General features: G+C 65.2%; 18 protein-coding genes. 6 read left to right on the top strand and 12 right to left on the bottom strand.

Features of this window, described 5'->3' with window-relative positions; all coding sequences use genetic code 11:
- Positions 1 to 19 precede the first annotated feature (19 nt).
- Genes WME79_RS12700 through WME79_RS12690 form a run of 3 tightly spaced genes read right to left on the bottom strand, consistent with a single transcriptional unit; the run spans position 20 to position 4290 of the window.
- Positions 20 to 1552 carry a hypothetical protein gene (locus WME79_RS12700; protein WP_437535077.1) on the bottom strand — a complete coding sequence of 511 codons (1533 nt, stop codon included), beginning with the start codon at positions 1550 to 1552 and terminating at the stop codon, positions 20 to 22.
- A 38-nt stretch (positions 1553 to 1590) separates the two neighbouring features.
- A complete protein-coding gene (locus tag WME79_RS12695; protein ID WP_437535076.1) occupies positions 1591 to 3222 on the bottom strand; it encodes a hypothetical protein in 1632 nt (543 codons plus the stop codon).
- Positions 3223 to 3237: 15 nt separating this feature from the next.
- Entirely contained in the window at positions 3238 to 4290 is a 1053-nt protein-coding gene (locus tag WME79_RS12690; RefSeq protein ID WP_437535075.1) for a hypothetical protein, read from the bottom strand.
- Between the two features lie 358 nt (positions 4291 to 4648).
- On the opposite strand from WME79_RS12690, the gene WME79_RS12685 reads away from it, so the two are divergent.
- Positions 4649 to 5770 (top strand): RNA polymerase sigma factor, encoded by a 1122-nt coding sequence (locus tag WME79_RS12685; protein ID WP_437535074.1) that lies wholly within the window; start codon positions 4649 to 4651, stop codon positions 5768 to 5770.
- 136 nt (positions 5771 to 5906) lie between these two features.
- Here the strand turns inward: WME79_RS12685 and WME79_RS12680 are convergent, their stop codons facing one another.
- The gene (locus WME79_RS12680) at positions 5907 to 6125 is read right to left on the bottom strand and encodes a hypothetical protein (protein WP_437535073.1); all 219 of its coding nucleotides are present in this window, start codon (positions 6123 to 6125) and stop codon (positions 5907 to 5909) included.
- Between the two features lie 793 nt (positions 6126 to 6918).
- On the opposite strand from WME79_RS12680, the gene WME79_RS12675 reads away from it, so the two are divergent.
- Together WME79_RS12675 and WME79_RS12670 are read left to right on the top strand one after the other, a co-directional pair.
- A complete protein-coding gene (locus tag WME79_RS12675) occupies positions 6919 to 7551 on the top strand; it encodes a sigma-70 family RNA polymerase sigma factor (RefSeq protein WP_437539833.1) in 633 nt (210 codons plus the stop codon).
- Positions 7548 to 7748 (top strand): hypothetical protein, encoded by a 201-nt coding sequence (locus tag WME79_RS12670; protein WP_437535072.1) that lies wholly within the window; start codon positions 7548 to 7550, stop codon positions 7746 to 7748. Before WME79_RS12675 ends, WME79_RS12670 begins: the two co-directional genes overlap by 4 nt.
- A 579-nt stretch (positions 7749 to 8327) precedes the next feature.
- On the opposite strand, the gene WME79_RS12665 is transcribed toward WME79_RS12670, so the two are convergent.
- Positions 8328 to 8552, bottom strand: coding sequence for a hypothetical protein (locus WME79_RS12665; RefSeq protein WP_437535071.1), 225 nt, complete (start codon positions 8550 to 8552; stop codon positions 8328 to 8330).
- Between the two features lie 29 nt (positions 8553 to 8581).
- Complete coding sequence (locus WME79_RS12660) at positions 8582 to 8971, bottom strand: hypothetical protein (protein ID WP_437535069.1); 390 nt, start codon at positions 8969 to 8971, stop codon at positions 8582 to 8584.
- Between the two features lie 963 nt (positions 8972 to 9934).
- Between WME79_RS12660 and WME79_RS12655 the strand changes: the two genes are divergently transcribed.
- Entirely contained in the window at positions 9935 to 10183 is a 249-nt protein-coding gene (locus WME79_RS12655; protein WP_437535067.1) for a protein L, read from the top strand.
- A gap of 594 nt (positions 10184 to 10777) precedes the next feature.
- Positions 10778 to 14734, top strand: coding sequence for a hypothetical protein (locus tag WME79_RS12650; protein WP_437535066.1), 3957 nt, complete (start codon positions 10778 to 10780; stop codon positions 14732 to 14734).
- Positions 14735 to 15151: 417 nt separating this feature from the next.
- Here the strand turns inward: WME79_RS12650 and tnpC are convergent, their stop codons facing one another.
- The 5 genes from tnpC to tnpA (WME79_RS12625) all read right to left on the bottom strand — a co-directional run bounded on the left by tnpC (position 15152) and on the right by tnpA (WME79_RS12625) (position 19930).
- Positions 15152 to 17044 carry an IS66 family transposase gene (gene tnpC / locus WME79_RS12645; RefSeq protein ID WP_437528960.1) on the bottom strand — a complete coding sequence of 631 codons (1893 nt, stop codon included), beginning with the start codon at positions 17042 to 17044 and terminating at the stop codon, positions 15152 to 15154.
- A 50-nt stretch (positions 17045 to 17094) separates the two neighbouring features.
- On the bottom strand, positions 17095 to 17424 hold the full coding sequence (gene tnpB, locus WME79_RS12640) for an IS66 family insertion sequence element accessory protein TnpB (RefSeq protein ID WP_437528963.1): 330 nt from the start codon (positions 17422 to 17424) through the stop codon (positions 17095 to 17097).
- A 23-nt stretch (positions 17425 to 17447) separates the two neighbouring features.
- Positions 17448 to 17759 carry an IS66 family insertion sequence element accessory protein TnpA gene (tnpA, locus tag WME79_RS12635; protein WP_437528966.1) on the bottom strand — a complete coding sequence of 104 codons (312 nt, stop codon included), beginning with the start codon at positions 17757 to 17759 and terminating at the stop codon, positions 17448 to 17450.
- A gap of 103 nt (positions 17760 to 17862) precedes the next feature.
- Positions 17863 to 19497, bottom strand: a complete 1635-nt coding sequence (locus WME79_RS12630) for a recombinase family protein (protein WP_437535064.1) — start codon at positions 19495 to 19497, stop codon at positions 17863 to 17865.
- 301 nt (positions 19498 to 19798) lie between these two features.
- Positions 19799 to 19930 carry an IS66 family insertion sequence element accessory protein TnpA gene (gene tnpA / locus WME79_RS12625; protein ID WP_437535062.1) on the bottom strand — a complete coding sequence of 44 codons (132 nt, stop codon included), beginning with the start codon at positions 19928 to 19930 and terminating at the stop codon, positions 19799 to 19801.
- A 563-nt stretch (positions 19931 to 20493) separates the two neighbouring features.
- Here tnpA (WME79_RS12625) and WME79_RS12620 point away from each other — a divergent pair.
- Positions 20494 to 22095 (top strand): hypothetical protein, encoded by a 1602-nt coding sequence (locus WME79_RS12620; protein WP_437535061.1) that lies wholly within the window; start codon positions 20494 to 20496, stop codon positions 22093 to 22095.
- A 35-nt stretch (positions 22096 to 22130) separates the two neighbouring features.
- On the opposite strand, the gene WME79_RS12615 is transcribed toward WME79_RS12620, so the two are convergent.
- Entirely contained in the window at positions 22131 to 22457 is a 327-nt protein-coding gene (locus tag WME79_RS12615; protein ID WP_437535060.1) for a sigma factor-like helix-turn-helix DNA-binding protein, read from the bottom strand.
- Between the last annotated feature and the right edge of the window lie 228 nt (positions 22458 to 22685).

Raw genomic sequence — 22685 nt, 5'->3', positions numbered from 1 at the left:
CGCCGGGACGTGACTTCGGCTATTCGGGAAAGCGAAGGGTCGGGTGGGCCTGGCCGCTCTCTCCCACCGTCGTGGTGCCATCGTGGTTCCAGCTGGTGCCGCCCTTGCCCGGCTGTCCGGTCTCGATGGAGACGCCCTCGAGCGTGAACTGGTCCTCGTCGAGGTAGGCGATGCCGATGGAGTCGCCGCCGCGCCCTGGGCCGCCGTAGCCGCCGGGCCCACCGTCGCCTCCACGGCCGCCGAGACAGGAGTAAAACCCGTCCCCCAGCGCTCCGCCCCGTACGCCTCGGCCGCCTCGGCCGCCTCGCTGGGGTTCCCCGCCGTCGCCACCGCTGCCGCCAAAGTCCGCCGTGATCTTGGTGTCGCGCACGGTCACCCGGGCATGAAGCGCGAGGACGGCGATGGACGGCTGTCCGTTCGCTCCCCCGCGGCCTCCTCGGCCTCCGCAACCTCCGGCGCCTCCCGAGCCTCCTCCCGGGCCTCCCTTGGAGGCCACGTCGCACAGGGCGAGCCCGCCCCGACGGCCGCCGCCGCCGCCGCCGCCCTGGCCTGGCGTGCCCCAGGTCCCTGCGCCCCCCGTGTTGCCCTCCCATCCTGTCTCGGTGAGGCGTCCGATACCCTTGCCGGGCGCGCCCGGCTTCCCCGGAGTCCCCGGGCCCCCCTTGGATCCGACGTAGCAACTGGCGTCGTCCTGCTCTGCGGTACCACCGCGTCCCGAGGGCGAAGCGTCGGCGGGCTCCCCGTCGCCTCCATCCTCGGCGCTGTCGGGCAGCCCATCCCCTCCCTTGCCGCCAACGCTCGTGAGCCCGCTCTCGCATTCGTTCACGACCGCAGGCCCGCCGGCAACGACGACCGCCGAGCACGCGTCGCCACCGAACATGCCGTCCGGTCCGTCCGGTTGGCTGTACTGCTGCCACTTCGCGCCAGGACTGCCTCCATTTCCTCCGCGGGTGGAGATCTCGCTCCGCAGGATCTCCACTGCCGTGTTGGACTGAATGATCACGCCGACCTCGCCCGCCGAGCGAACGTAGAGATCGGCGAGCGTCGACACCCCGTCCGCGGCCCCCCTGTCCTCGGGGCCCGCAGGCTCGACGATCACCATGGGGCCGAAGACCGTCTTGTGAGTAAACGAGGACAGCGGGATTCGGGGGTCGCGATTCCATCGCCGGCAGTCGAAGCCCCCGAGCAGATCCACGCCGGAGGGCATCCTGATCTGATTCACCTCGAATCCGTCGTTGCAGATGAACACGCGCCCTCGTCCAGTGCGCGCGAGCTCGACGGCGCGCTCGACGGTGAACACCGGCTTCGCCTTCGTGCCGGGGTTCCCGTCGTCGCCCCCACCCAAGGCTCCGGCGACGAACACGCCGCAGCCGTCGTCGATGATATCGGCCGCGACGTGCTCGACGCAGACCGACTCCGGCGGCGGCTCGCCCACGCACGAGGTGCCTTCACAAGGCGTCACGCCAGGGTCGTTCACGCCGGGCGCAGTTCCGCAGCCGATCGCCCACGGGGACAGCAGAAGGACCAAGGTCGCCGCGGTGCTCTTTTTCATGTGCATCTCCTGACGTGCGCCGACCGGCACAGTGCGGTTCACTGAGGCGGTTCCGGGGCCGGCGCATCGAACCGGTACCAAAACACCTTAGTCCCGTCATGCGCCTGGCCGGAGTGGCTTTCCGGGGTTGCATTGCCGCCGAGCCCCCCGGTGCCGGCTTGGCCGGGCGAGACCGTCGCATTCGGCAAGATGGTCACGGCGGCGCCCACGGAAGCGATGCCGAGCGAGTGGCCACCGAGACCGCCGCCGGCATCGCCCCCGCGACCTCCGTGGCCGCCATCGCCGCCGGCACACCCTCGCGACGTGTCGGTCAGAAGCTTGTTTCCGCCGAGGCCGCCGCCGACGCCAAGGCCTCCCCACTGGCCCGTTCCGCCGACCCCGCCATTGCCGCCCTTGGCCCCGAGGACCGTGCTGTCGTCATCGACCGTGAGGTCGCTCCCTTGCAAGGCCACGATCGCGATGCTCGCGCCGCCGTAGCCGCCCCCCTGGCCCCCCTTGCCCCCACAGCCGCCGCTGCCGCCCGATCCGCCGGCCGCGCCGCCCTGGGGTCGACCTGCCGGACACGCGTTCATGTCGTCGCGCCCCTTGCCGCCACCACCCCCGCCGCCGCCCTGACCGGCGCCGCCCTTCGCCCCGTCCTTCCCGCGGACGCCGACCCATCCGTCGAGGCTCAGACGACCAGGGTCAACCGCTCCGGCAGCGCGCTCCGCATCGGCGCCGTCTGCTCCCCTCTCCCCATCCTTGCACGGCATGCTGGAAGCGCCGCTGCCAGCCAGGCCGCGATTGTCCGGAGTCCCGACCGGTTCCGGCAATCCTGACGTCCCGTCACCGCCCGTCTCGAGGCCTCCATCGCCCCCCTGGCCACCCGTCGACTCGATGCCGTCATCGCACACGGTTACGACCGGAAGGGCGCCCAGCGCCACGTCCGCGGTGCAGGCGTCTACGCCGTTGTTCCCCACCACGCCGGCGCTCGCGCGGAAGCTCGGCGCGTCCTCGCCAGGCTCCCCATCCTTTCCGTCGCCTGCGAAGATCTCGCTCGCCCGCACGATTGCCCTGGCCCCAGGGCTCAGAAGCATCGCGATCGACGACTTGCCGTCGCTCGCGGAGGCGTCGGCTGCCACCGCGCGCACGCCGAAGATCACGGACGTCGTAGCGTCCGTCGCGATGACCGCATCCTCCCCCCCGAGGACCCGCACCGGGATCCCCACGGGCGGCGCGATGACGGTTAGCGCGCTCTGCCCGTCGAGCGGCCCTCCGTAGGACCAGTCACCGCCGGCACACAGACGGCCGCCCCAGAGGTCGACTCCCTGGGGGAGCGAGATCGCCTCCTTGAACGCCCCACCACAAGCGTACACGCGCCTGGTCGCAGTCTCGCCGTTTCCTCGTCCGCTTGCGGCGAGCCCGACCGCATGTTGCAAGGTCTTCACCGGCGCGTCCTTCGTGCCGGGGCTCTTGTCGTCGCCCTGCTCGCTGACGAACACCCCGCATTCGTCGTATGCCACTGCCGTTGCGGGGTCGCCGTCACAGACAGACTTCGGTGGTGTGAGGCAGAGGCGTTCTTCATAGCAGCTATCGTCGTAAGCGCACCCGGAGAGGCCGCCCGCGCCGACCGTGGAGAGGATGCCCACGGCCAACAGCAGCCGCATTCGTTGCAGTTTGCGAAGAGGCATGTCCTTGCTCCCTGATCACCACGCGCCGTAAGCCACGAAGCCGGCCTGTGTCGGTGCAATCGTCGGCGCCAGCCCGAGCCGAGCTTTGGTCGGTTCGGCGTGCAGAAAAGAGAAGTCCGTGAAGAACGAAGCCAGGGTCGCAGCGCCCACCACACCGCTCGTTACCACCATAGCCGTTCCGACCCCGGCGAAGAGATCTCGCTCTCGTCGTAGACCCGACAGCTCGGAGCACGCGGAAGGTTTCGGCGTTTCCCGACACGCCCCCTGAGAGACCCCCGCGGCGTCGAGCCTCGCGTTCCGCTCGTACAGGTCTCCGTCGGCAGTCCTCGCGCGGACCATGAAGACCGCACCGAGCGAACCTGTCGCCAAGGTCAACCCGATACCGGCGGTGCGCAGGGTGCCTGGCCAGGATGTCCAGGGGCTGGGTGGAGGGCGCCTCACAGCAGGCGAAGAGCCCACGGCCTGCAGCGTTTCCTTCGGTGATTGCGGCGCCGTCTCCTTGGGGCTGCTCGCCTCCTCGGCGCTCCCCGCCGCCGCGCGGGATAGCTCCATCGTCATCTCGTGCTCCACGCCCGCCACGCCAAGAAACCCCTGAAACGCGTCCGCGTGGCCCGGTGCACGGCCCCGCACCATGTGTTTGTCCCCCGGCTCGAAGAAGAGCGTATAGGTGCGCGCGGTCCGTCCGACGCGCTCGCCGTCGATGAGCACCTCGGCGTCGGGCGGATCCACCGAGAGCACGAGCGTAGCGACGCGCTTCACTGCCTCGCGCTGGCCTGCCTGGAATCGCCGCTCGAGCGCGTCCGGCAGCGCTTCGCGCTGTTCGAGGCTCTTGGCAAGGTGCTCGGCCGCATCGCGATACTTGTGCAACGCGACCTCGCAAAGGCCGAGCTCGCCGGCGATCTCCGCCCGCTCTCGCTCGGTGCTGGTCGTCGGGTCTGCGGCGTCGAAAGCAGCCTTGTAGGCAGCATATGCCTCGCTCAACCGCCCGGCATTGCGCGCTCTCTGACCACGGCGAACATGGTCCTTCACCGATGAGCTGTCGTTCGGTCCCGCCTTCGGGGGCGACATCGACGGCGCTGGCAGACTTCGTGAAGTCGGTTGCGCCTTCGGGGGGACATCATCGGCGCTGGCCGAGGTCGGGAAGCCTGTTGCGACCCCGAGCGTGAGAAATATCGAGAGCGAATGCGCAATGCAACGCATCCAGGGACGGTACTGACGCCGGCCGTTCGGCGTCAACCGCCGAAAATCGCGACGCCTCGGCCGTTTGGGCGAGAATTGGCGGTCGTATGACGGAATGTGCTCAGTCGTCCGCTAGACCCGCTTCCGCGTGGTCAAAGATGATGCCTTGGCTTACATTGTCCGACCAATATTGCTCGTTGGTTCTTTTTTGTGAAGCAGTTTGGCCGGCTCAAGTGTGCTGCTTACCGTGGGCAAGCCACCGACCGTCTTCCCCGGCTTCGAGCTCTTCCGGCGGCTCGCCAGGCGCCACGGCGTGCCGGAGCGAAACGCCGAGGATATCGCTCAGGAAGCGCTGCTGCGCGGGCTGGAGGCCGACAAGCGGCTCGAACCAGGGGGAGACCCAGCGCCGTACCGCGTCACGATCGCCATCAACCAGGCGCGTAATCACGTCCGTGACGCACGCTGCCGCGGCGAGGTGCTGACGTCGTTCGATAAGTGCGATATCCGAGACGAATACCCCACGCCGGAAGAGCTGCTCCGGAGACGGCAGCGGGAAAAGTTCACGCGGGAGCTGATAGACCAACTTGATCCCAAGTACCGGGATCTCGTGATCAAGCACGATCTCCAAGAGGTTCCGCTCGCCGAGATCGCGGCCGAGCAGGGACTTCCGCTGGACACGGTGAGGACGCGACACAGGCGGGCGCACCAGGAGCTCCGGCTGCAGCGGGAGCGGTGGCAGGCGCAGGAGCGCTCGCAGGGAAGGGACGATCGCCTCTGCGTGCCGCTCGCACTGGGCTTCGGGCGCCGCGCGTCGTGGGTGGCCTCGCTACGCCGCCTGGCCGTGAGGATCGTCGTTCAGGGTGCGCTCGCCGTGCTGACCGGCGCGCTCGTCTCCTCGGTGTCGTCCCTGCCCGACCTGCAATCATGGTACGGGGCGGCGGCGGGCCCTGCCACCCCGCCCGCTGCGCAGGAGGCTGCGGCGTCCCCTGCGCAAGGTGGCGCGCACAGCGCCGTAGCGCCCGCCAGCGGAGAACGCGCGCACAGCGCCGCAGCACCGGCCGCGCCGATAGCGCGCGGGATGTCGTCGCCGAGCGAGCAAGGAAGCGCGCGCGTGCAGGCGGTGGCGAGCAGCACGCCCGTTCCCTCAACGACGACAGATCGCCGGCCCGCGTCTCCGGCGAACGCCGCTCGGCCGACGACCGGCGAGGAGCGCGAGCGGAGCCTGATCAACCAGGCCCGGAGGGCCATTGAGGCGCGCAGTGTCACGGCGAACGTCGAGGCTCTCCGGCTGCTGAACACCCATGCGCGGGAGTTCCCCCGTGGGCGGTTCGTTGCCGAGCGCGAAGCACTCCTCCGGCAGCTTCGCTGAATCCTCGGCTGTCCTTCGGCAGCTCACAGGCGGCCCCTGGTGACGTCTTCGAACAGCACAAGGCGAAGATCCGCCTTGCATCCCGACATGAGCGATCACGTCCAGGAGACGAAACGCGATGAATACGATGGAGGATCTACTTGGTGCGATGTGGCTCATTTCGCCGCTCGGGCTCGCGATGATAGCCTGTGTCGCGATCGGCTTCGCGGTCACCGCGCGCGAAGCGCTGGGACGGGAGCGCGGGCTTCGCGAGGCGCGCGAGCACGCGCATGATGACGACGAGGCAGCCCTCACCGATGCGAAGGAGCAGGCCGTGGGGGACCGGGATCGATACCGGCGCCTTCTGGACTGTCACGTCGACGCGGCGCTCGCGGAGCTGACAGACGCCCGTGCGCGCCCCGTCCCCTGGCCAGGAAGGATCCTCGAGTCGTTCTGCGCAACGACGGCTTCGTGGAGGAGGAAGCTGGCCGAGAGCACGGGGTTGGAGCCGAGGGAGGTGGAACGGTTGCTGAGGAGCGACCTCCCGATGACGCCGGGCCTTGCCAGGCAGCTGGAGGCCTTCACCGGTACGCCGGCGCGGTACTGGGAGCGCCTCTGGCGGCTACACGACGACCACCGATCGGACGCGGAGGAGACCGTGGTGATCCAGGTGGGCGAGCCAGTCACCAAGCGCGAGAGCTCGGCGCGTCCGGCGTCGTCGCCGGCCCCGAGTTCGGCGCCGCCGACTCCGCCGACGGTACCTCCCCGCGCGCTCGACGTTCCTCCGCCCGTGGTGCCGTCTCCCGAGCTTGTGGCCACGAGCCCGCGGGCGAAGCTCCCGCCGCCTCCACTGCCGCGGCTTCGGTCGCCGCGCCCTGTCCGTGCCGTCGCGGGGGAAGAGCTCGCCCGGCGCGCTGCGACGCTGACGAGCTTCCCGGTACAGCGTGACGAAGGCGGGCCGGTTTCCGCAACGGCGGCCGATTGGGCGGACGTAGCGCGCTCTCCGCTGAACACGACACTTCCGGGAGTAGGGAGCCATGGGTGAGCGCCGCCGCGCCTCGCAGCTACACGCCATCAGGCGCTTGCTGGCGAGCATGCCGGCGCTATGGGAACTGAGCAGCTGCGGGTGACGTCTTCCTTTGGTAGCGGAAAGCGAAGACCGCGAACCGGTGCCGCATGAGTGCGGACACGCAGCATCATCAGATTACGGGCGGTTGTCCGAGGGGGAGGGTAAAGCCTTGGGTCGTCCGTCGAATGAAGACGAGCGCGTCGCCGCGTGCGCGCGCCTGTTTTGCCCCGCGGTGGTATGTGCCGTGCTGCGCTGGCTGCGGAGGCTGGGGATCCCACGGTGCCATCGTAGCGACGTCGCAGGCCAAGTCTGGCTCAACGCCTGGGAGAACTGGCCCAGGTTTGATCCGAAGCGTGGCAGGCCGGAACGCTGGTTGAACGCGATCACCGTACACGTTGCCTCGCACTATCAAAAGCGTATGCAGCACCGCAGGGAGGAGCTCGTCGATTCCATCGATGTAGCCGATCCAGCACCGGATACCGCTGCGGCGTTGGAATCCGACAGCATCAGATCGGGCGTCATCGACGCAGTGAACGAGCTCGATCCGCAGCTGCGCTTCGTTCTCGTGGCACACGATCTGGATGGGATCCCGATGGCCCAGGTGGCAGAAGACGCGGGGCTACCACTCTCCACGCTCTACAAGCGACGCACAAAGGCCATGGGTGCGCTGCGCGACATCATCGGACTCCGGGTCGCCATGGAGGACTTCGCCCGGGGAGTGGGGTCGCAATGAGCATCAAATGCCTGATCGTTCGCTTCCGGCGCGACTTGGACGACCATGAGGCCGAGCGAACCATCGACGCTCTCATGATGATCACAGGGATCATCATGCTATTATCTGTCGCAGCCGGTGACGAGGAGGACCTGAACCGGCAGCGGGTCAAGCGGGAGCAGCGCGACAAGATCCTCGCGCTTCTGGGCGAAGAATAGGCGTCGGGCTCGGCTCGAGCGCCGCAGAACCGAGCTCGTTCGGCCTCGGACGGCAGCGGGAAGAAGTCTCCGGTGACGCGGCGCAGCACCAGACTCTCGAGCCGATCCATGTGGCGAGCCCAGAGTGCTCCGCGATCCGCACCGCGGCGAGCAGCGGCGCGCACGGGTAGCCACGCATCATGACCGCCAGCCTGCGCAGGGTGCGCAGCGACCGGCCGCGCCGCTGGATCCGCGCGACCTACGCGATCACCTCGTCGCCGCTGCGCGAAAGCCCGCGCTCCTCGGGACGCGGCGCGTCGCGCGCGAAGACCTTCTCGCTGCGCGGCGGGCGGTGCTCGGGCACGGTAACCCGCGCGTCAAGAGCTTTGCGCCGGCGGCGACAAACTCCTCGTGCACGCACACGAGGTTGTGCTTGCACAGCGGCATGAGCTCCAGGAGCCGCTCGCGGTACGGTTCGGCCTTCTCAGCGCGCGTGATCTCGGGCACGTCCGCGGTGCCCGCCTTTTACTGAGCACCTCCTTGACCGGGCCGCGCGAGATCTCGAGCGCTCGCGTGATCGCCCGCGTGCTGTGGCCCTCTTCATTCGGCATTCGCGCCGAGCCACGTCGCGTGTACGATCGCCATCTGCTGCGTCGTCAGCCGCAGCGACGCTACCGCGTCCGCGAGCCGCTCGCCGTCAGCGCGGTTGGCGCGCGCCAAGCGCACCTGGCATTTCATGGCCGCGTGCGCTCCTAGTGTGCCCGCGCGCACATGCGCCTGCACCAACTCGCGCAGCTCCGCGACCGGCGATAGACGCCGGCTCACCCAGCTCAGCGTCCAGCCGAGTCGCTTGCTCAGCTCCTTGCCGCTGAGGCCGAATCGCTCCCGCAGCTCGCGCGAAACCAGCCCAGATCGAGCGCGTTGTCCGCGTCGCCCGCGCGCAGCATCCGCTCGAGCAACAGCGCATCCGCCTCGCCCAGAGCCCGCACCATGTCCTGCCCCAGGCGACGAAACAGCCGCACCCGCTTGTAGCCGTCGATCACCGCGGGCCGCTCGGACGAGGCCGGATTCACCACGACGATCGGCGCCTGCTGTCCGACCTCCGCGAGCGACGAGAACAGGCGCCGCTCCCGTGCCGGGATGCGGCTGCGAAGCTCTTCGTAGCCGAGGTCGAGGTGGTGGAACTCCAGATCCCATCGGGCACCGGAGCGCCGCTTCTCCGGGGCGCACGCCGACCCTCTCACACCCCGGCTCGGGTCTTCTCGGCGACCCCCGGGGTGTCCGCCCGTTTCTCATGAAGTATCCATGGCTTGCGCCTGCCTCTGGTCCTGCGCGGCTCCCACCAGGACTCGGCCGAATACCCCCAAAAATCAGCGCCTTGAACCCCGAACTCGTCTTGCGCGACGTCGCAGGGAAGTCGGTCCAGCGGCGGCACCCGCAGCGGCGCAGGCGGCGGCCACGCCATCGCCGACCGCTGCTTCAGCCGCCGCGCTACGAAGTAGTCAGGGTTGCGCTCCGGCCACGACCCCTGCGTCTTCTTCCGCCTCGCCACCTGGCACGACGGCGACGAGCACACGTGCTGCCGATCGCCAACGCGAGGATCAAACTGGAACCACCGACGGCAGACCCGGCACGGCCGCGCGCGACGCATCCCCCGAGCGCCGCACCTCGCCCGCCGTTGCGGCCCGCGCGCTCACCACCGGCTCGATATCGAACGCGCCGGCGGCGCATTCGACGCAACCACCGTCGGCCGGCGGGTGGACCAGTTTTCGCCACCCGAGGCGGGTCAGTTCTCGACGATGAAGCACGCGCTGAACTGCGGCGGCCTGGCCGTCCGCAGCCCCCTCGACGGCCCCTTCGGTCCGAGGTTGTGAACGGACCGGTAAGTGTCCGAGAACCTCCCGATGAGGCGGCTCGCGCCGTGTCACCCATGCGCGACGCCTACGGCTGCCCGTCCGCCGCACCCCCGGCCCCGCCCGGAAAGGCGGCGACTTCCGCCGGTGTTAGACGAATCTACCCTATGGCGCGGGACGCCGTTTGGGCCTTGCGACGCCGAGCCGATCCGTGAGACTTTCCGTGGGAGAGGTTACAAAAGGCGACGGTCTAGACAGACCTGGTCCGACGGCTTCCGTTGACCACTCGATTTATAGTTAGGCGGCACATCCTGCTTCGGCAGGACTTCACAAATCTCACGGAGAAGACCAACGATGGCTTGGTATGTGGACGAGAGCAACCTGAATAAGAGCGATGGCAACAAGGACTGGTGGAAACACTGGTACGGCCCATCCACGAAGGCACCTGTGTCCGGCATCTACAAGTGCTTGGGGTGCAAAAGAGAAATTACGAGCAATGCCGATGATCCGTTTCCCCCTCAAAACCATCACCAGCATTCACAAACACAAGGCGACATCCGTTGGCACCTTATCGTCAGAACCGACACTGAAGGCACCGCCTAGCAATCCATTAAATCCGATGCCGCTTTGCGGCGCGACTAAACTCAAACGTTAGGCGGATAGCGGCGGCGTCAACTTCCTGGGGCAGGAGATGGCGATATGCGGAACAACTCGAATAGCCTAACCATTATCGGAGCTCTATCGGGGCTAGTGGTCGCCATGGCTCTCCTCGGACAAGGACCGCTACCGTCCGCCGAGACAAGTTCGTCCTGCAACGCAGGGTTCGAGTGCGACTCCGGATGGTGCAACGATGGCAAGTGCTCCGCCACGAAGAGGTGACTAGGATCGCATGCAAATTGAAATATGGCTATCGCCTAACAACGGGCTCCAGCGGACAATCACCCTCCTTCGACTCGCTCAGTCGGCTGTTTGCAGCTGAGCTCCCGCCGTTGGGCGGGTAGAGCGTGGAGGGAACTTCGTATGGGTCATCGAGAGCACCCTGCGCCTGCTCGGGTGTTCCGAATCCGTCGGTCAAATGGCAAACCTCGGGACATTAACTCCCTTGACGATGCGTGTAGTTCCGTGAGATGATTGGGCACAGCGAGAGTGCAACCCCAGGATGGTGTTCAAGTCTATCAGTCGGCGTAGGGGCGGCAGATGAAGGATACGGACCGTAGGATTCAAGAAGCCATCGAAATCGGCCACGCGAACAAACGGGTCGTGGAACTGGTTGAGAATTGGTGTACGCACGTCAAAATTGAGCGGTCTGGCGGAGTTGGCATCGTCGAGCAGCAGACCGGGCTACCGATCGGTATGCGCCACCTCACCTGCCCTTACGCTCAGAACGGTGGATTCGGCGCAATGGATTTGGAAGCCGTTGCAATCGACTTTCATGATCGCAACTGCGTTGGTTGTAACCACCGCCAGCCGGTTCGTCTCCCGAACCTGTCGGAGCTTATTGGAAAACGCGATGACCGGCGGGCTCTAGCGCAGGAGCGCGCTCAACGAGAACACGATGCTGAACGTGCCGCTGTCGCTCAGCGAGCTGGTCGCCGCGTTACACTCTCGCAAGCAGGCGATGCGGCATGCCGTGGGATTCTTGCTCGAGTAGGTGAATTTGATACGGATCCGACACCTGAGCGAGCCGCGCTTCTGGTCGAGAATGCCCGTACAATCCCTGACAAGTTCGACAGTGCAATACGAGAATCCCTGATCGCTCTCATCGAACCTGGTGGAGCACGGGCGCGCACGGCGCTCGAAGTGCTCTCGATAGTCGCAAAAGGCTCAGAAGAGCTCGCTGACGCTGCGCTTCGAATGCTCGCCATGCGGGAGGCGCCGGCACTTGCAGCGGAGGCTCTCGGAGATCGCCTTAAAGAAGCTTCTTCGGACCAGATCAAAGCTGCCTTGCCGGCATTGTTCGAGCTCGCGGTGCCGCTTGATGGCTTCGGCAGATCACGCGATGGTGTACCTGAGCCGCTTCTCGCTGCTTGGGTTGCGGCTCCGGATGCCGTGCGCGATTTCATAAAATTATTCTTGCGCTCTGACGCAAAGCACTCTCGCATTATCGGATGCCGAATCGCGCTTATTCTTCTGGAACAAGATGCTGGAATAGCAACTGAATTCGCAAAAGTTGCCTTGCTGTCGGTCGGTAAGCCTGACGATTCGTATGGACCTGAAGGATCCGCCACTAACAATGTCGTGGCATTTCTCGGCGCATCATTATGCGAGCGCTTTGATGACGTTGATGCACTGCTCCAGGCGGAATGGACGACTGCGACCGAGGAACAGCGTTCCGCAGTCGTCGGGGCATATCTGAATGCGCTGAAGCATGGCAAGCACGAGGCTCCTCTCGCAGTGACAAATGTACACGAAAAGAGCTTCGAACGTGTTGTAGCAGTTGTCTCTGCGCGCATCTTGGACGATGGCTTCCGTCGCACGATTGAATTCCTAAGGTACGGAGCAAAGCAACACCCGGGGCTTGTGCAACGTCACTCTGCAGCCTTGCTGGGTGCGGCCGCACTGCTCATCAATGATATTAAGGATCGATACAGCCCTTTGCTTGATCCACGCCCCACGATGCTCAAGGCGATCGAGGCCGACAGCCGAAGGACCCGGTTGCGCTCCGCTGTTGATGCCATCATGGATTTGCTTGGCCACGCTGGTGCTGCGCGACCGGACATTGTAGGCGAACTCGTAATCAAGACGTTTCAGAATCTCCACGAGGGGCAAGAGGATCTCCGAGCGGCGCTGATGAAGTGCCTCGGTCAGATTGGGCAATCCCGGGACGGCCTTGCTCCCGTGTTGCCAGCCGTATACTCAGGGATGATGGCGCGCGAGCAGGTCGTGCGTGCCGCAGGTGCATCCGCCTACGCTGATCTCGCCGAACGCGCGGTAGCTGACCTGCCGCGACTCATGCATGAGACATTTCTTCTACTCATTCAGGATCCATTTGTAATCGTACATGCTGCTGCCGTCCACGCGCTCAGGAGGACGCAGTTGCCGAAGGACCTTAAGCCAGCGGCAATTGCGGGCGTCTGGTTGCTAATCGATGTCCATGGCAAGAGCCGCGAATATGACTGGCTCACGGCAGACTGCATCGAGACATTTCTTAAGCTGATTCACGGCCAACAATTGCCTGATGCGGCTCGATCGATCCTTAACCCGATCTTGTCCAGGATGCCTTCATACATTGCCGCACGTCTACTCGTGTCAAACGCACGCGAGCTTGCAGGCGTGCCCGAGTATGGTGATGCCGTTATCAGAGTTTTGCTAGCTGAGGACACGATCGACTCAGACCGCGATGACCTTCTCATGTGCATCGGTCACATTTCGGCTGGGGACATCGCCCGGCTCTCTAGGGATCTTGTCCAAGTAGCGCTCATGAATCATCCCGACCCGTCGGGACCGATCGATCACATGCTCGAGTTGGTGATCCCTGTGGCCGGGTGGGATGTCGGCGTGCAGATTGCCAAGGCACCATTGAGAAGACTTTCAGATGTTCCTCGGGATCGACCTCTTCGTAGGCTCGCGAATGCGCGTCTGATCACCGTTCAGTTTGAGGCCGCGATCGCAAGAGGTGCGATCGCGGATGCACTGGCGCTCCTTCCAGACTGGAGTGGAACATGTGCGGATATTGAATCCGAGTATCCCACCATGGCTGATCAGTGGTCCCTGTTGCGCGGCTTTGGTGCACGTGTTCGAGCCGTAATAGCCCTTGACGGTGTTCTGCGCGGCCATACAAATTCGGTGGACATTGCCGCTGCAGCTGCCGCAATCAAATCGGTCGCAATGAGCTTTGGAGAAACGGATGCGGCCCTGGCCTACGGAATCTATGGGAAAGTGCTCGCGGCGACGGGACTTTTGCTCGATTGGGCACAAGCAGTTAGAACTGCCGAGCAGGATGCCGACCGATATCTCAGAGCGGCAAAACAAGCGTGCAAAGATCTCCGGTCGAGTCTTGATAGAGAGAAAGCTGCGCCTTGGCACACGAAGACTCTCGGCGTGGTGGCTTCGATCGGTGCTGTTGCTGAAATCGAAGCCATTCAATCCGTTGCGGCCGCGGTACTCGCCATCGGATTGCCACTGCCGCTTCTTGAGAACAATGCCAAGACGGTCGTCCACAAGCCCCACAAGCAGGGCAAGGTTGTCGCGCCATGCGTGGTGTTCGTGTGTTTTACTGTCGATGGGGTTGGGCTAAGTGACCCCCATGTCATCACCCCAGACGAGTTGCACGATCTCGACGTGACGGTTCGCGTTTCGCGCTGGCCTGCGGGCGCGCACCTCATCCTGGATGCGCTGACCGTCGAGCCGCAGCCCGCCATCGGCGAGTTGCCCAAATTCCGGTTTGAGCAACCTCAGACAGCAACGCCTTATGAGGTGCGACAGAATGGGCGCATGCTCATCCGCGTCCGCCAACCGATCGCGGCTCGGCCGCTTGAGTTTGTTTACCGAGCATATTTCGAACCAGAGCAGCGTCATCTCGATGTCGTCGTAGAGGGAGAGCGACGCATTCGCGTTCGGAGTTATGATCCGGCGCGAAACCCGGTTACAGGGTATCAGCAGGTTGACCTGAAACTGTTGGAGATCCGGGACAAGGTGCGCTCGTTCGTCGGCGTGCAGGATAAGGAGATTGATGCGTTTCTGCTTGTGCTCGCGGCGCTCGGTCAAACCGCAGGAGAAGCCCTGCAGGACAATACATTCCCCGGACAGAAGACGGAAGCCGAGTTCCAGCAGCAGCTTCGTGGGAAGTTGCGTGCAAATCCTCGGATTGGGGCAGACCTTCAAGAGCATGCGCAAGTTGCTGGTGGGATTACAGACTTTTCGTACGGCGGAATTCCAGTTGAGCTGAAAGTCGAACCCAAGGCTCTTGTTGTCGCTGACGGCGTTGAAAGATACTCCCAGCAAGCGGCGCAGTACACGGCAGGCAACGATCGACGAATGGGGATACTTACAATCTTGGACTGTTCCCCGAAGACGTCGGCACCTGGTTCGGCCACCAACGACATATTTCTTCGGGTCGTGCAACCGCCGGGAGGCGGTGCGGGTGTCCCTCTACTCCTCGGGGTGGTGATTATTCGTGGAAATCTCCGACGCCCTAGTGACTTGTCGAAATGAGCGCAGGAGCAGGCGGCACGCTTGCGAGTACGACTCGCGCCATCGTCCGACCACAGCGTGCACTATCAGGAACCCAGGCTTTGGAAACATTGCGGCGTCGGCTGGAAGTACCGCCCAACTGCGCGCCCCGCGGGTGAGCGCGAGCGCGTTAGACTGAAAACTCGCAGTAGCGGGGTTTCCAGATGATCGTCGACGCCTTCGAAGTTCTATCGCGCGCAACTCGACGCGAACACCCGGCTTGCCGATACCACACCGAGCGTGACGAGCGCGATCTCGATCGGCTCCGGCGCGACGGCCGATGCGTCCGTCACCACGTGGACCGGCAGAAAGCGCGGTGCTTCGTAAGCGCTGCATGAGGCGCCGTCGACCCCAACGCCGGTCGGCCGGTGCAGGATGGGGGCGATGGAACCGGCTCGGTCAGCTCGTCGCGCGCTGCTCCTCCGCGGGAAGCGGAGGAGGCACGGTGATCGGCCCGAGGGGAACCTTCAGCTCGTCGACGACGAGCCGGGCGCGGGTGCGCGCCCAGTACCTGGGGGCGAGTTCGAGGTAGCGCTCGCGCGACCAGTAGGGCATCACACGGATGACGTCGGCCAGGTAGGCCTCGGGGTCGAGGCCGTGAAGCTTACAGCTCGCCACCAGCGAGAAGAGGTTGGCCGCGGCAGAGGCGTGGTCGTCGCTGCCGAAGAAGAGCCAGGACTTTCTCGCGACGGCAATGGATCGCAGAGCTCGCTCGCTGGCGTTGTTCTCCAAGCGCAGGCGGCCGTCGTCGAGGAAACGCCGCAAGGGCTGCTCCTGGTTGAGGGCGTAGCCGAGCGCGGTGGAGACGAGGCCGCGCTCGCGGGGACGTGCGTGCTCGGCCCTCGCCCAGGCAAAGAACGCGTCGACCAGCGGGCGGACGACGGTGTCACGGCGCACCTTGCGCTGCGCGGGCGCAAGATCCGCGAGCTTGCGATCGGCGGCAAAGAGGGCGTTGATACGGCGCAGCCCCTCGACACCGAGCTCGTGCTTGCAGACCGCCGCCTCCCAGAAGTTGGTACGGCAGTGCGACCAGCATCCGACTTCGGTCGGAGGCGGACCGCGCTGCTCGTTGGCAGCAGCGCCCCTCGGGGGTGTGCCGCGAAAGAGGGCGTCATAGATGGCGTGGGCGTCTGCCTGAATATACCGCGAGAAGCCGCGGAACATCTCGCAGACCGCAGCGCTGGTATGCTTGGGCTGGTATTCGAAGAAGACGTGATCCTTGTCCGCGAGGACGACGAAGAAGTGACCTTTGCGGCACGGTCCGGGCTTCTTGTCCTTGCGCTCCTGGATGGATCCAGGCTGTATAGAGACCCCAGTGGCGTCGGTGGAGAGGCAGAAGGCGGTCTCGAATGCCTCGTTCCGCGCCGCTTGGACGATGGCGCCCAAGGTCGCGCCCGCGTCTTCGGCGTAACGGCACATCGTGCCGCGATCGAGCGGCGCCCCCTGAAGCTCCAGCTGCTGTTCCAGTCGATAGAACGGGACACCGAGCAGGTACTTGCTGGTGAGGATGTGCGCGATGATCGACGGTGCGAGAAACGACCGTCGGAACAGCTCCTTGGGAAGCGGCGTCGTGATGAAGGCGGTGCACGTCTCGCCCATCGGCGCCGGCTGCGGCGTGTCCAGAGTTGTGGAGGAAGCGCTCAGCTTGCCGGCCGCCGCCCTGTTCTCCGCGCTGACGCTCGCATCGGGCGTCGGCGTCTGGACTTCCTTCGCGACGACCTGCAATGGGGCGGTTTCCACTTCCCCAGAGCTGCCCACGTCCGTGACGGACCTCTCGACCTTGTACACGACACGTGCGAGCACGATGCGGCGCATTCCGCCGCGCTCGTAGCCGAGTCGCGAGGTCTCCTCGACGCCGATGCGCGTCGCCGTCGCATCGAGCTCGGGGCAGGAGAGCTCAATGCGGACGACGGGCAGGTCCGACTCGGACAGGTCGCGACGGCCCTTGCCGCCGGACCTTCGTTTCGGCCCCTTGGGGTCGTCGTGCTGCCGCTCTTCGCCGCTGTTGCGCTCGGCAGCGTCGAGCGCTTTCTCGAGACGCTGAACCTCGAGGAACATCGAGTCGAACGCGAGCTGCTCCGCGCTCACCTCGGCGCGCTCCGCCTTTGCCACGAACAGTCGATGTCGCAGAAGCTGGAGCTGCTCGAGCGCACGGGTGTAGGCGCGCCGAAGCTGCGCGAGTGCATCGCGCGCTCCCACGAGCTCGCTCTTTGCCGCGGCGAGCTCTGCTTCGAGCTGCGCGATGCGCTGCTGCTCGGGCGTCGGCCTCGACGTGTCGGCGGCGTCGTGCACGACGCCGCTCTACGAAAGTCGGGCGTCGTTGTCGAGCGGATTCGTGCGGCTCAGTGAACGCGGCGCGGTGCGCGCTTTCGCGGTTTGGACGTGGGCGCGATCTCGATGCCGTCGAGCAGCGTCTCGAGCGTGGCGTCGTCCACCTCGACGTGGGTCGCCCCCTCGGCTGGCGGGTCGGGAAGCGCGAACATGCCGCGATCGAGGCGCTTTGAAAACAGGCAGAGTCCGCTGCCGTCGAAGAAGAGAATCTTGATGGTGGTCCGCCGCTTGCCGATGAACGCGAACAGCGCCCCGCAGCGCGCCTCGTACCCCACGCGCTCACGAATGAGACCCGAAAGCCGCTCGAAGCCGTAACGCATGTCCACCGGCTCCAGCGCCACGAACACCTGCACGCCCGCCGGGATCATCGCGCCGCCCCGCCAAGGGCGCGGACCACCTCCGCCAGCAGCGTGGGGTCGAATCCCGCGGCGACTCGCACGCGCACGCCGCCGACCTCGACGACAAGCTCCGGAGCGCTGCTCGTCACGGCGGGCGCCTTCGGCACCAGACGCAGAAAGCGCGGGGGCTCGGCCCGCGACAGTCGACTCGACCAGCCGTGCAGCGTCGAGGCCGCAAAGCCGCGGCTCCGCGCAAACGCCTCCGCTGTTTCACCGCTGTCGCGCCACGCCTGAACGCGCTCGGCCCACATCGCTTCTGTCGTTCTCGTACTTGTCATGCACACCATCATGAACTGGAGCGCGCGTCCTGGGTGAGACGGCGCTTCACGCAGCGCTTACGGTGCTTCGGTCAACGACGACGACGAGGGCTGTGCGGGCCGGTCAGCTCGCAGCTTCCAGCGCCACCAGTACAGCTGCTTGATGCGATGGGCGCACCTGGCTAAACCGGCCGGACAGGGGGATCGCATGCTCGATGTTGATCTGGCTGCCCGTCACCACGACGCGTTCGATCAAGAGCCGGACGATATGCTGCCGGTCCGCGAAGTCCAGCGTGTCCAGCCCGACGCGTAACGTGGCAGCGAACGCATCCAGGTCCTCCGCCAGCCGATCGAGCCGAGCCTGATCCTGGTCCTGCACCGCGAGCTCCTCGATGCGTGCGCGCGTGGCCTGCTTGCTGGCTTCCAGCCGTTCGCGCCTCGCCTTCAGCTCCGGAGCCGTGATCGCGCCCGCCATGTACGCGTCCACGAGGCGCTCGACTTGCGCCGCGAGTTGCCTCTCTGTCTTCTCAAGGCGAGTACGATCGCGTGTCCGCTGCGCTGCCCCTTGCTGACTCGTGCGCCACGTCTCGATCTCGTGCTGAAGCATCTCGGGTTGCTGGAGCCATGCGACGACCGCCTTCCAGACCACATCGTCGAGATCATCGCGCCGCACGTTGCGCGCTGGACATCGCTGAAGCCGACCTCGGTCTTCGGGGGCATCGGGAGGACATACGTAGTAGTCGTACGCGTGGCGACCAGCGCGGGGCGCCTTATGAATGCAGTTCATCCTTCGGCCGCATTCGCCGCACACAACGAGCGTCCGAAGCAGGTACTCCCATTGTACGTTCCGGGTTGACGTGATCTTGTTCTTCGCCAGCGCACGCCTGACCTGCTGCTGGGTCTTTTCTTCGATGAGCGGCGGGATCGGCACGATGACCCACTGGTCTTCGGGACGCCTACGCATGGAGCTCTTCTGGCGCTTGCGATAACTTCCGGGCTTCTTCGGTCGATTGGGCACGCAGGACTCCCATTTTCCGTAGCCAGCTTGCCCGATGTAGCAGGGGTTGGTCAGCACATTGTAAATGCCGCTCCAAGTCCAGAACTCTGCCTTGCGAGGAGCCACGCCATCTTTGTTCAATCGCCTCGCGATCGCGCGTGTACTCAACCCTTCTTCGATCACCCAGCGGAACATGTCCCGCACGTGCTGCCCCTCAACTTCGTTGATCACCACGATCGGTGGCACGTCTCGATCGCGCTCGAGGATCGCGTAGCCGTAGGGCGGGTTGCCTTGAAAAGGTAGCATCTGCCCGGTGCGCAGCTTGTGCAGCCGGCCGCGCCGGGTGCGTTCGAGGATCTTAGCGCGCTCGTACTCCGCGATCACCCCTTGCATCTGCGCGAGCAGTCGATCCTCGGCGCGCTCGCCCAGCGGGTGCTCCACAAAGTGCACAGCGACGCCATGTCGGTTCATCTCCTCGATCAGGACGTGCTGGTGGACGTAGTTGCGTGCAAGCCGGTCGGGGCAGTACACCAGCACCTCATCGATCAGCCCATCCGCGGCCGCATCACGAAGGGCGTCGAGACCAGGCCGATCGAGGCGCGAACCGCTGATCCCCTCATCGAGGTAGCGTCGCTCGGAGGGCACCGTCACCCCCATCGCGGCCGCAGCATGCTCCAGGGCCGCGATCTGTGAGGCGATGGTCTGCTCCTGCTCTTGATGCGACGTCGAGACGCGCGCATACAGTGCCATCCGCTCGCTCATGATCCCCCTCCCCTCCGTCGGTCTCCACGTTGCTCTGCGCGCTTGTGTATACCGCTTCCGCTTCGTTCAGTCCCAAGGGTGAGATCGCGTGGCCGATCACGATCCGCACGGCCATGCCGAGCCGTTCGTTGCCCTCGGGCTGAGGTCGAGCGGTCCACTCGACTGTCCAGACGTGCTTGCTCACAGCGCCCGGCCCTCCCTCCAGGCGTTGCTTCATGCGGGCGAACCAGCGTTGGCAGAGGAGTGGGCCGAGTGGGCGCGCGCTTGCTCAGCGGCTGAAGCTGCCGGCGGAGCACAAGCCTCAGGACAGGTTTGTCGATCGTGCCCAGAGCCTCTTCGGCTTGTACCCTTCGCGCCGCGAGAACTTCTCGGCGCTCAGCCCGCTGCGCCCCCATCGCTCCACCCGCTCGGCCCATTCCGCCCTCGTCGCCATCGCTTCCTCCTTCGTCGCGATGGGGACTGGTAACCGGCCCCGACGGGCTGGTCACGATGGCGTTGGCCGGGCGGTTACGGCGGGCTGGCCACGGGGTCGGCTCGTGCTGCCCGACGCATGGGCGAAATCGTCGCTCGCTGCTCCGAGCGCCAGCGACGCGGACGCGACCTGGACAACGCGAGCCTCGGTCGGCGACGGAGGCGGAGGTTGCCGTACCGTGCCATCTTTCAGGACTGCCTGTGCCCGCGCCGGGTCGTGGGCCGACGCCCCCCGCGCTCAGCCTCGTCGACCCCGGCGAGAGCCGCAAGGGCGGTGCCCATGGCGATGGCCGGGCGCTTACGGCTGGACCCCCGGTGGAGCCTCCTACAGCCACAGCGGAACGAGTCAGGTGCTGCTCGCCTGGAGTGCGGCCGGCTGGACGCCTCCCCTGCGGGAGCACCGGAAACATGCTCCACTTGACACGGGACGGCATCTCCGCTGGCCTCGCGGGGGATAGTTGGGGCTGCTCAGCAGACCCCGACCGCTCTGATTACGACAAATGCCCGACATGTACGGCCTACAAGATGACAATCACGGACACGGCGCCCCCCGGACCCAAGCGCGAAGCCCTCGATGGACCCGTACGAGACTTTCTCATCGACATCGCACACCGCCACTACTCTCTACCACCGCTCCACTTCGCGAAGATCCGCGGCGGAACCTGGGACCGTTTCTCGCTCGCTGGATATGTCGGCACCCTTACAGTGGCCGACTCCTCGCTCAAACTCGTCGTCGACGCATACGATTGCGAATTTAATGAACTTTACGAGATGTTGGAGCTTCGCAATCGACCAATAGTGCTCCAGCTTCAGGATGGCACCGAAGTCCACGCCGAAATTGGCCACATGAAAAGCCTCGGCGCCAACGCTGACATCTCAGTGCATCATTGGATCTGGACTGCGCCAACTGCGCCATTCGTATGGGCAGGTCGCTTGGTCGGAAAAATTCCAATGTTTGGCAACCTCACGCTCAGGGAGCACGGAGATAGAGATAGATGGTTCGTGAATCGCGAAGGATTCCGCTTCGCTGGGCGATACGTCTGGTACATCCTGCCCAAAGTGGCAGACAACTACGCCATTGCAGTGGTCGACGCCAGCGGAGATTCGCTATCCAGAGACGCACTACTCAACGACTTTGGCGCTCTGCAGTTTACACTGGGCGGCGGTTTGCGACTCGACTATCTCACCGGTGTTGATCGCGCCAGAAACGTCGCAGGGGCCATGTCTTTAGGAAGTCTTGAGCGCCCGCGTACAAGCTACCGTCCACCAGTGGCGCACGAGCTCACTGAGACTAACGTGTGGATGCCGGAATTCTTTCGGCTCCTGGCTGCGAAACTTAGCACTGACAGCCACGAAGCGCTTACTGTTGCGATCACGTCATACCTGGACGCCGAAAGCGATCATGTAGACGGAGCCTACTTAAAAGCACAGGTTGGACTCGAGGCGTTTGCTAGGCGAATCGTCAACGAGACGTCGCCGGAGCTTCTGGTTAAGGACAAGCTCGACTGGAAGCGCTGGATTTCCGAATTGGAACCCACGATCAGAGCTCATCTACTCGACCCCAAAAGCATCAGCGTTGTCAAGGGCAAAATCATCGGCGCCATGTACGCCCCCTCCGGCGACCTTGTGCGAAAAGCACTTGAGTTGTATGGCATCTCGCCGCCCGACTATGTACTGGAAGAGATTAAGAATCGAAACTATCCAGCGCACGGTTTTTTGATGAACAAGACGCTCGACTACGACATCGATAGGGATGCTCGTCGGCTCGAAATGATTCAAACGGTGCTCGTCGCCCTCGTTGCGTGCCACATTGGTTACGGTGGCCCGATTCATGGCTACGATGTGGCCGACAACGGCGGGAGACTTCTGCCGACTTGGTGGCCGATGCGAAGTCACCGAGAGGACGTGTGGGTTCATTACGTTGGTAAGAGGCATGTCGCGGGACCTCCGCCTCAGGAGCTATGTGGAGCTGCTGGCGCGGCCAAACCGGAACGCGAGCAAGCAATCCGCGAGCGAGCATACTTCCTCTGGAAAACCAGGACCGGATCCTCGTGGTGGGACCCGACGTCAAATTGGCTTGAAGCTGAGAATGCTGAGCCCACGCGCGACAACGAAGGTCAAACCTGAAGCCAGCGGCACTTCGCGGCGCGACGCAAGCTGCGTCAGATAGGCGCGCGGCGCCACCTCTTGAGCACGTGCGCAAGGCGCTTCCGTCCCCGTCGGAGCCGCGAGAACGCGGTGCCGATGGGCACCCCGAGGTTCCGGGCGACCTCCGACACCTGCTCGCCCTCGCCGACAAGGATCAGCACCCGGCGCTCCCGGGGCTCCACCGAACGCGCTCGCCCCTTCGGTGCCGCCGACAACCGGAGCCGCTGCCCGATCGCCTCGTGCACGACCCGGGCTGCGCCCGCGTCCCCGATAGCGACGGCTCGGCTCAGAGTGCCGGCGAGCGAGGCGACCACGGCCGCCCGAGGCGACGGATCGACCATCGCGAGCTCCCCCGGTCCAGGCCTCGGCGGTTGGGCCTGGGTTGGGCCCTGTTAGCGCCCAGCCTCAATAAGGCTTCAGGCCGACATCTCGCTCAAGCTCCTTGATGGAGGAGGGTACGCATCCCCGCACGAGGCATCGTCCACCGTGAGTGCAGGGGCGCCTCCTCGTGCCCGCCGGCTGCATTCCCGCGACCTATCTCAAATTCTCACGCCGTCTGCTCCTCCCTG

The organism is Sorangium sp. So ce726 (genome assembly GCF_051521405.1).
Lineage (GTDB): Bacteria > Myxococcota_A > Polyangia > Polyangiales > Polyangiaceae > Sorangium.
The sequence above is the reverse complement of the archived record's forward strand: the minus strand, read 5'-3'. Positions and strand labels throughout refer to the sequence as shown.

Excerpts from the sequence above, each read along its gene's own strand:
- WME79_RS12700 (WP_437535077.1), bottom strand. The coding sequence starts at position 1,552 with ATGAAAAAGAGCACCGCGGCGACCTTGGTCCTTCTGCTGTCCCCGTGG.
- WME79_RS12695 (WP_437535076.1), bottom strand. The coding sequence starts at position 3,222 with ATGCCTCTTCGCAAACTGCAACGAATGCGGCTGCTGTTGGCCGTGGGC.
- WME79_RS12690 (WP_437535075.1), bottom strand. The coding sequence starts at position 4,290 with ATGTCGCCCCCGAAGGCGGGACCGAACGACAGCTCATCGGTGAAGGAC.
- WME79_RS12670 (WP_437535072.1), top strand. The coding sequence starts at position 7,548 with ATGAGCATCAAATGCCTGATCGTTCGCTTCCGGCGCGACTTGGACGAC.
- WME79_RS12655 (WP_437535067.1), top strand. The coding sequence starts at position 9,935 with ATGGCTTGGTATGTGGACGAGAGCAACCTGAATAAGAGCGATGGCAAC.
- WME79_RS12650 (WP_437535066.1), top strand. The coding sequence starts at position 10,778 with ATGAAGGATACGGACCGTAGGATTCAAGAAGCCATCGAAATCGGCCAC.
- tnpA (WP_437528966.1), bottom strand. The coding sequence starts at position 17,759 with ATGACAAGTACGAGAACGACAGAAGCGATGTGGGCCGAGCGCGTTCAG.
- WME79_RS12630 (WP_437535064.1), bottom strand. The coding sequence starts at position 19,497 with ATGAGCGAGCGGATGGCACTGTATGCGCGCGTCTCGACGTCGCATCAA.
- tnpA (WP_437535062.1), bottom strand. The coding sequence starts at position 19,930 with ATGGCGACGAGGGCGGAATGGGCCGAGCGGGTGGAGCGATGGGGGCGC.
- WME79_RS12620 (WP_437535061.1), top strand. The coding sequence starts at position 20,494 with ATGACAATCACGGACACGGCGCCCCCCGGACCCAAGCGCGAAGCCCTC.
- WME79_RS12615 (WP_437535060.1), bottom strand. The coding sequence starts at position 22,457 with ATGGTCGATCCGTCGCCTCGGGCGGCCGTGGTCGCCTCGCTCGCCGGC.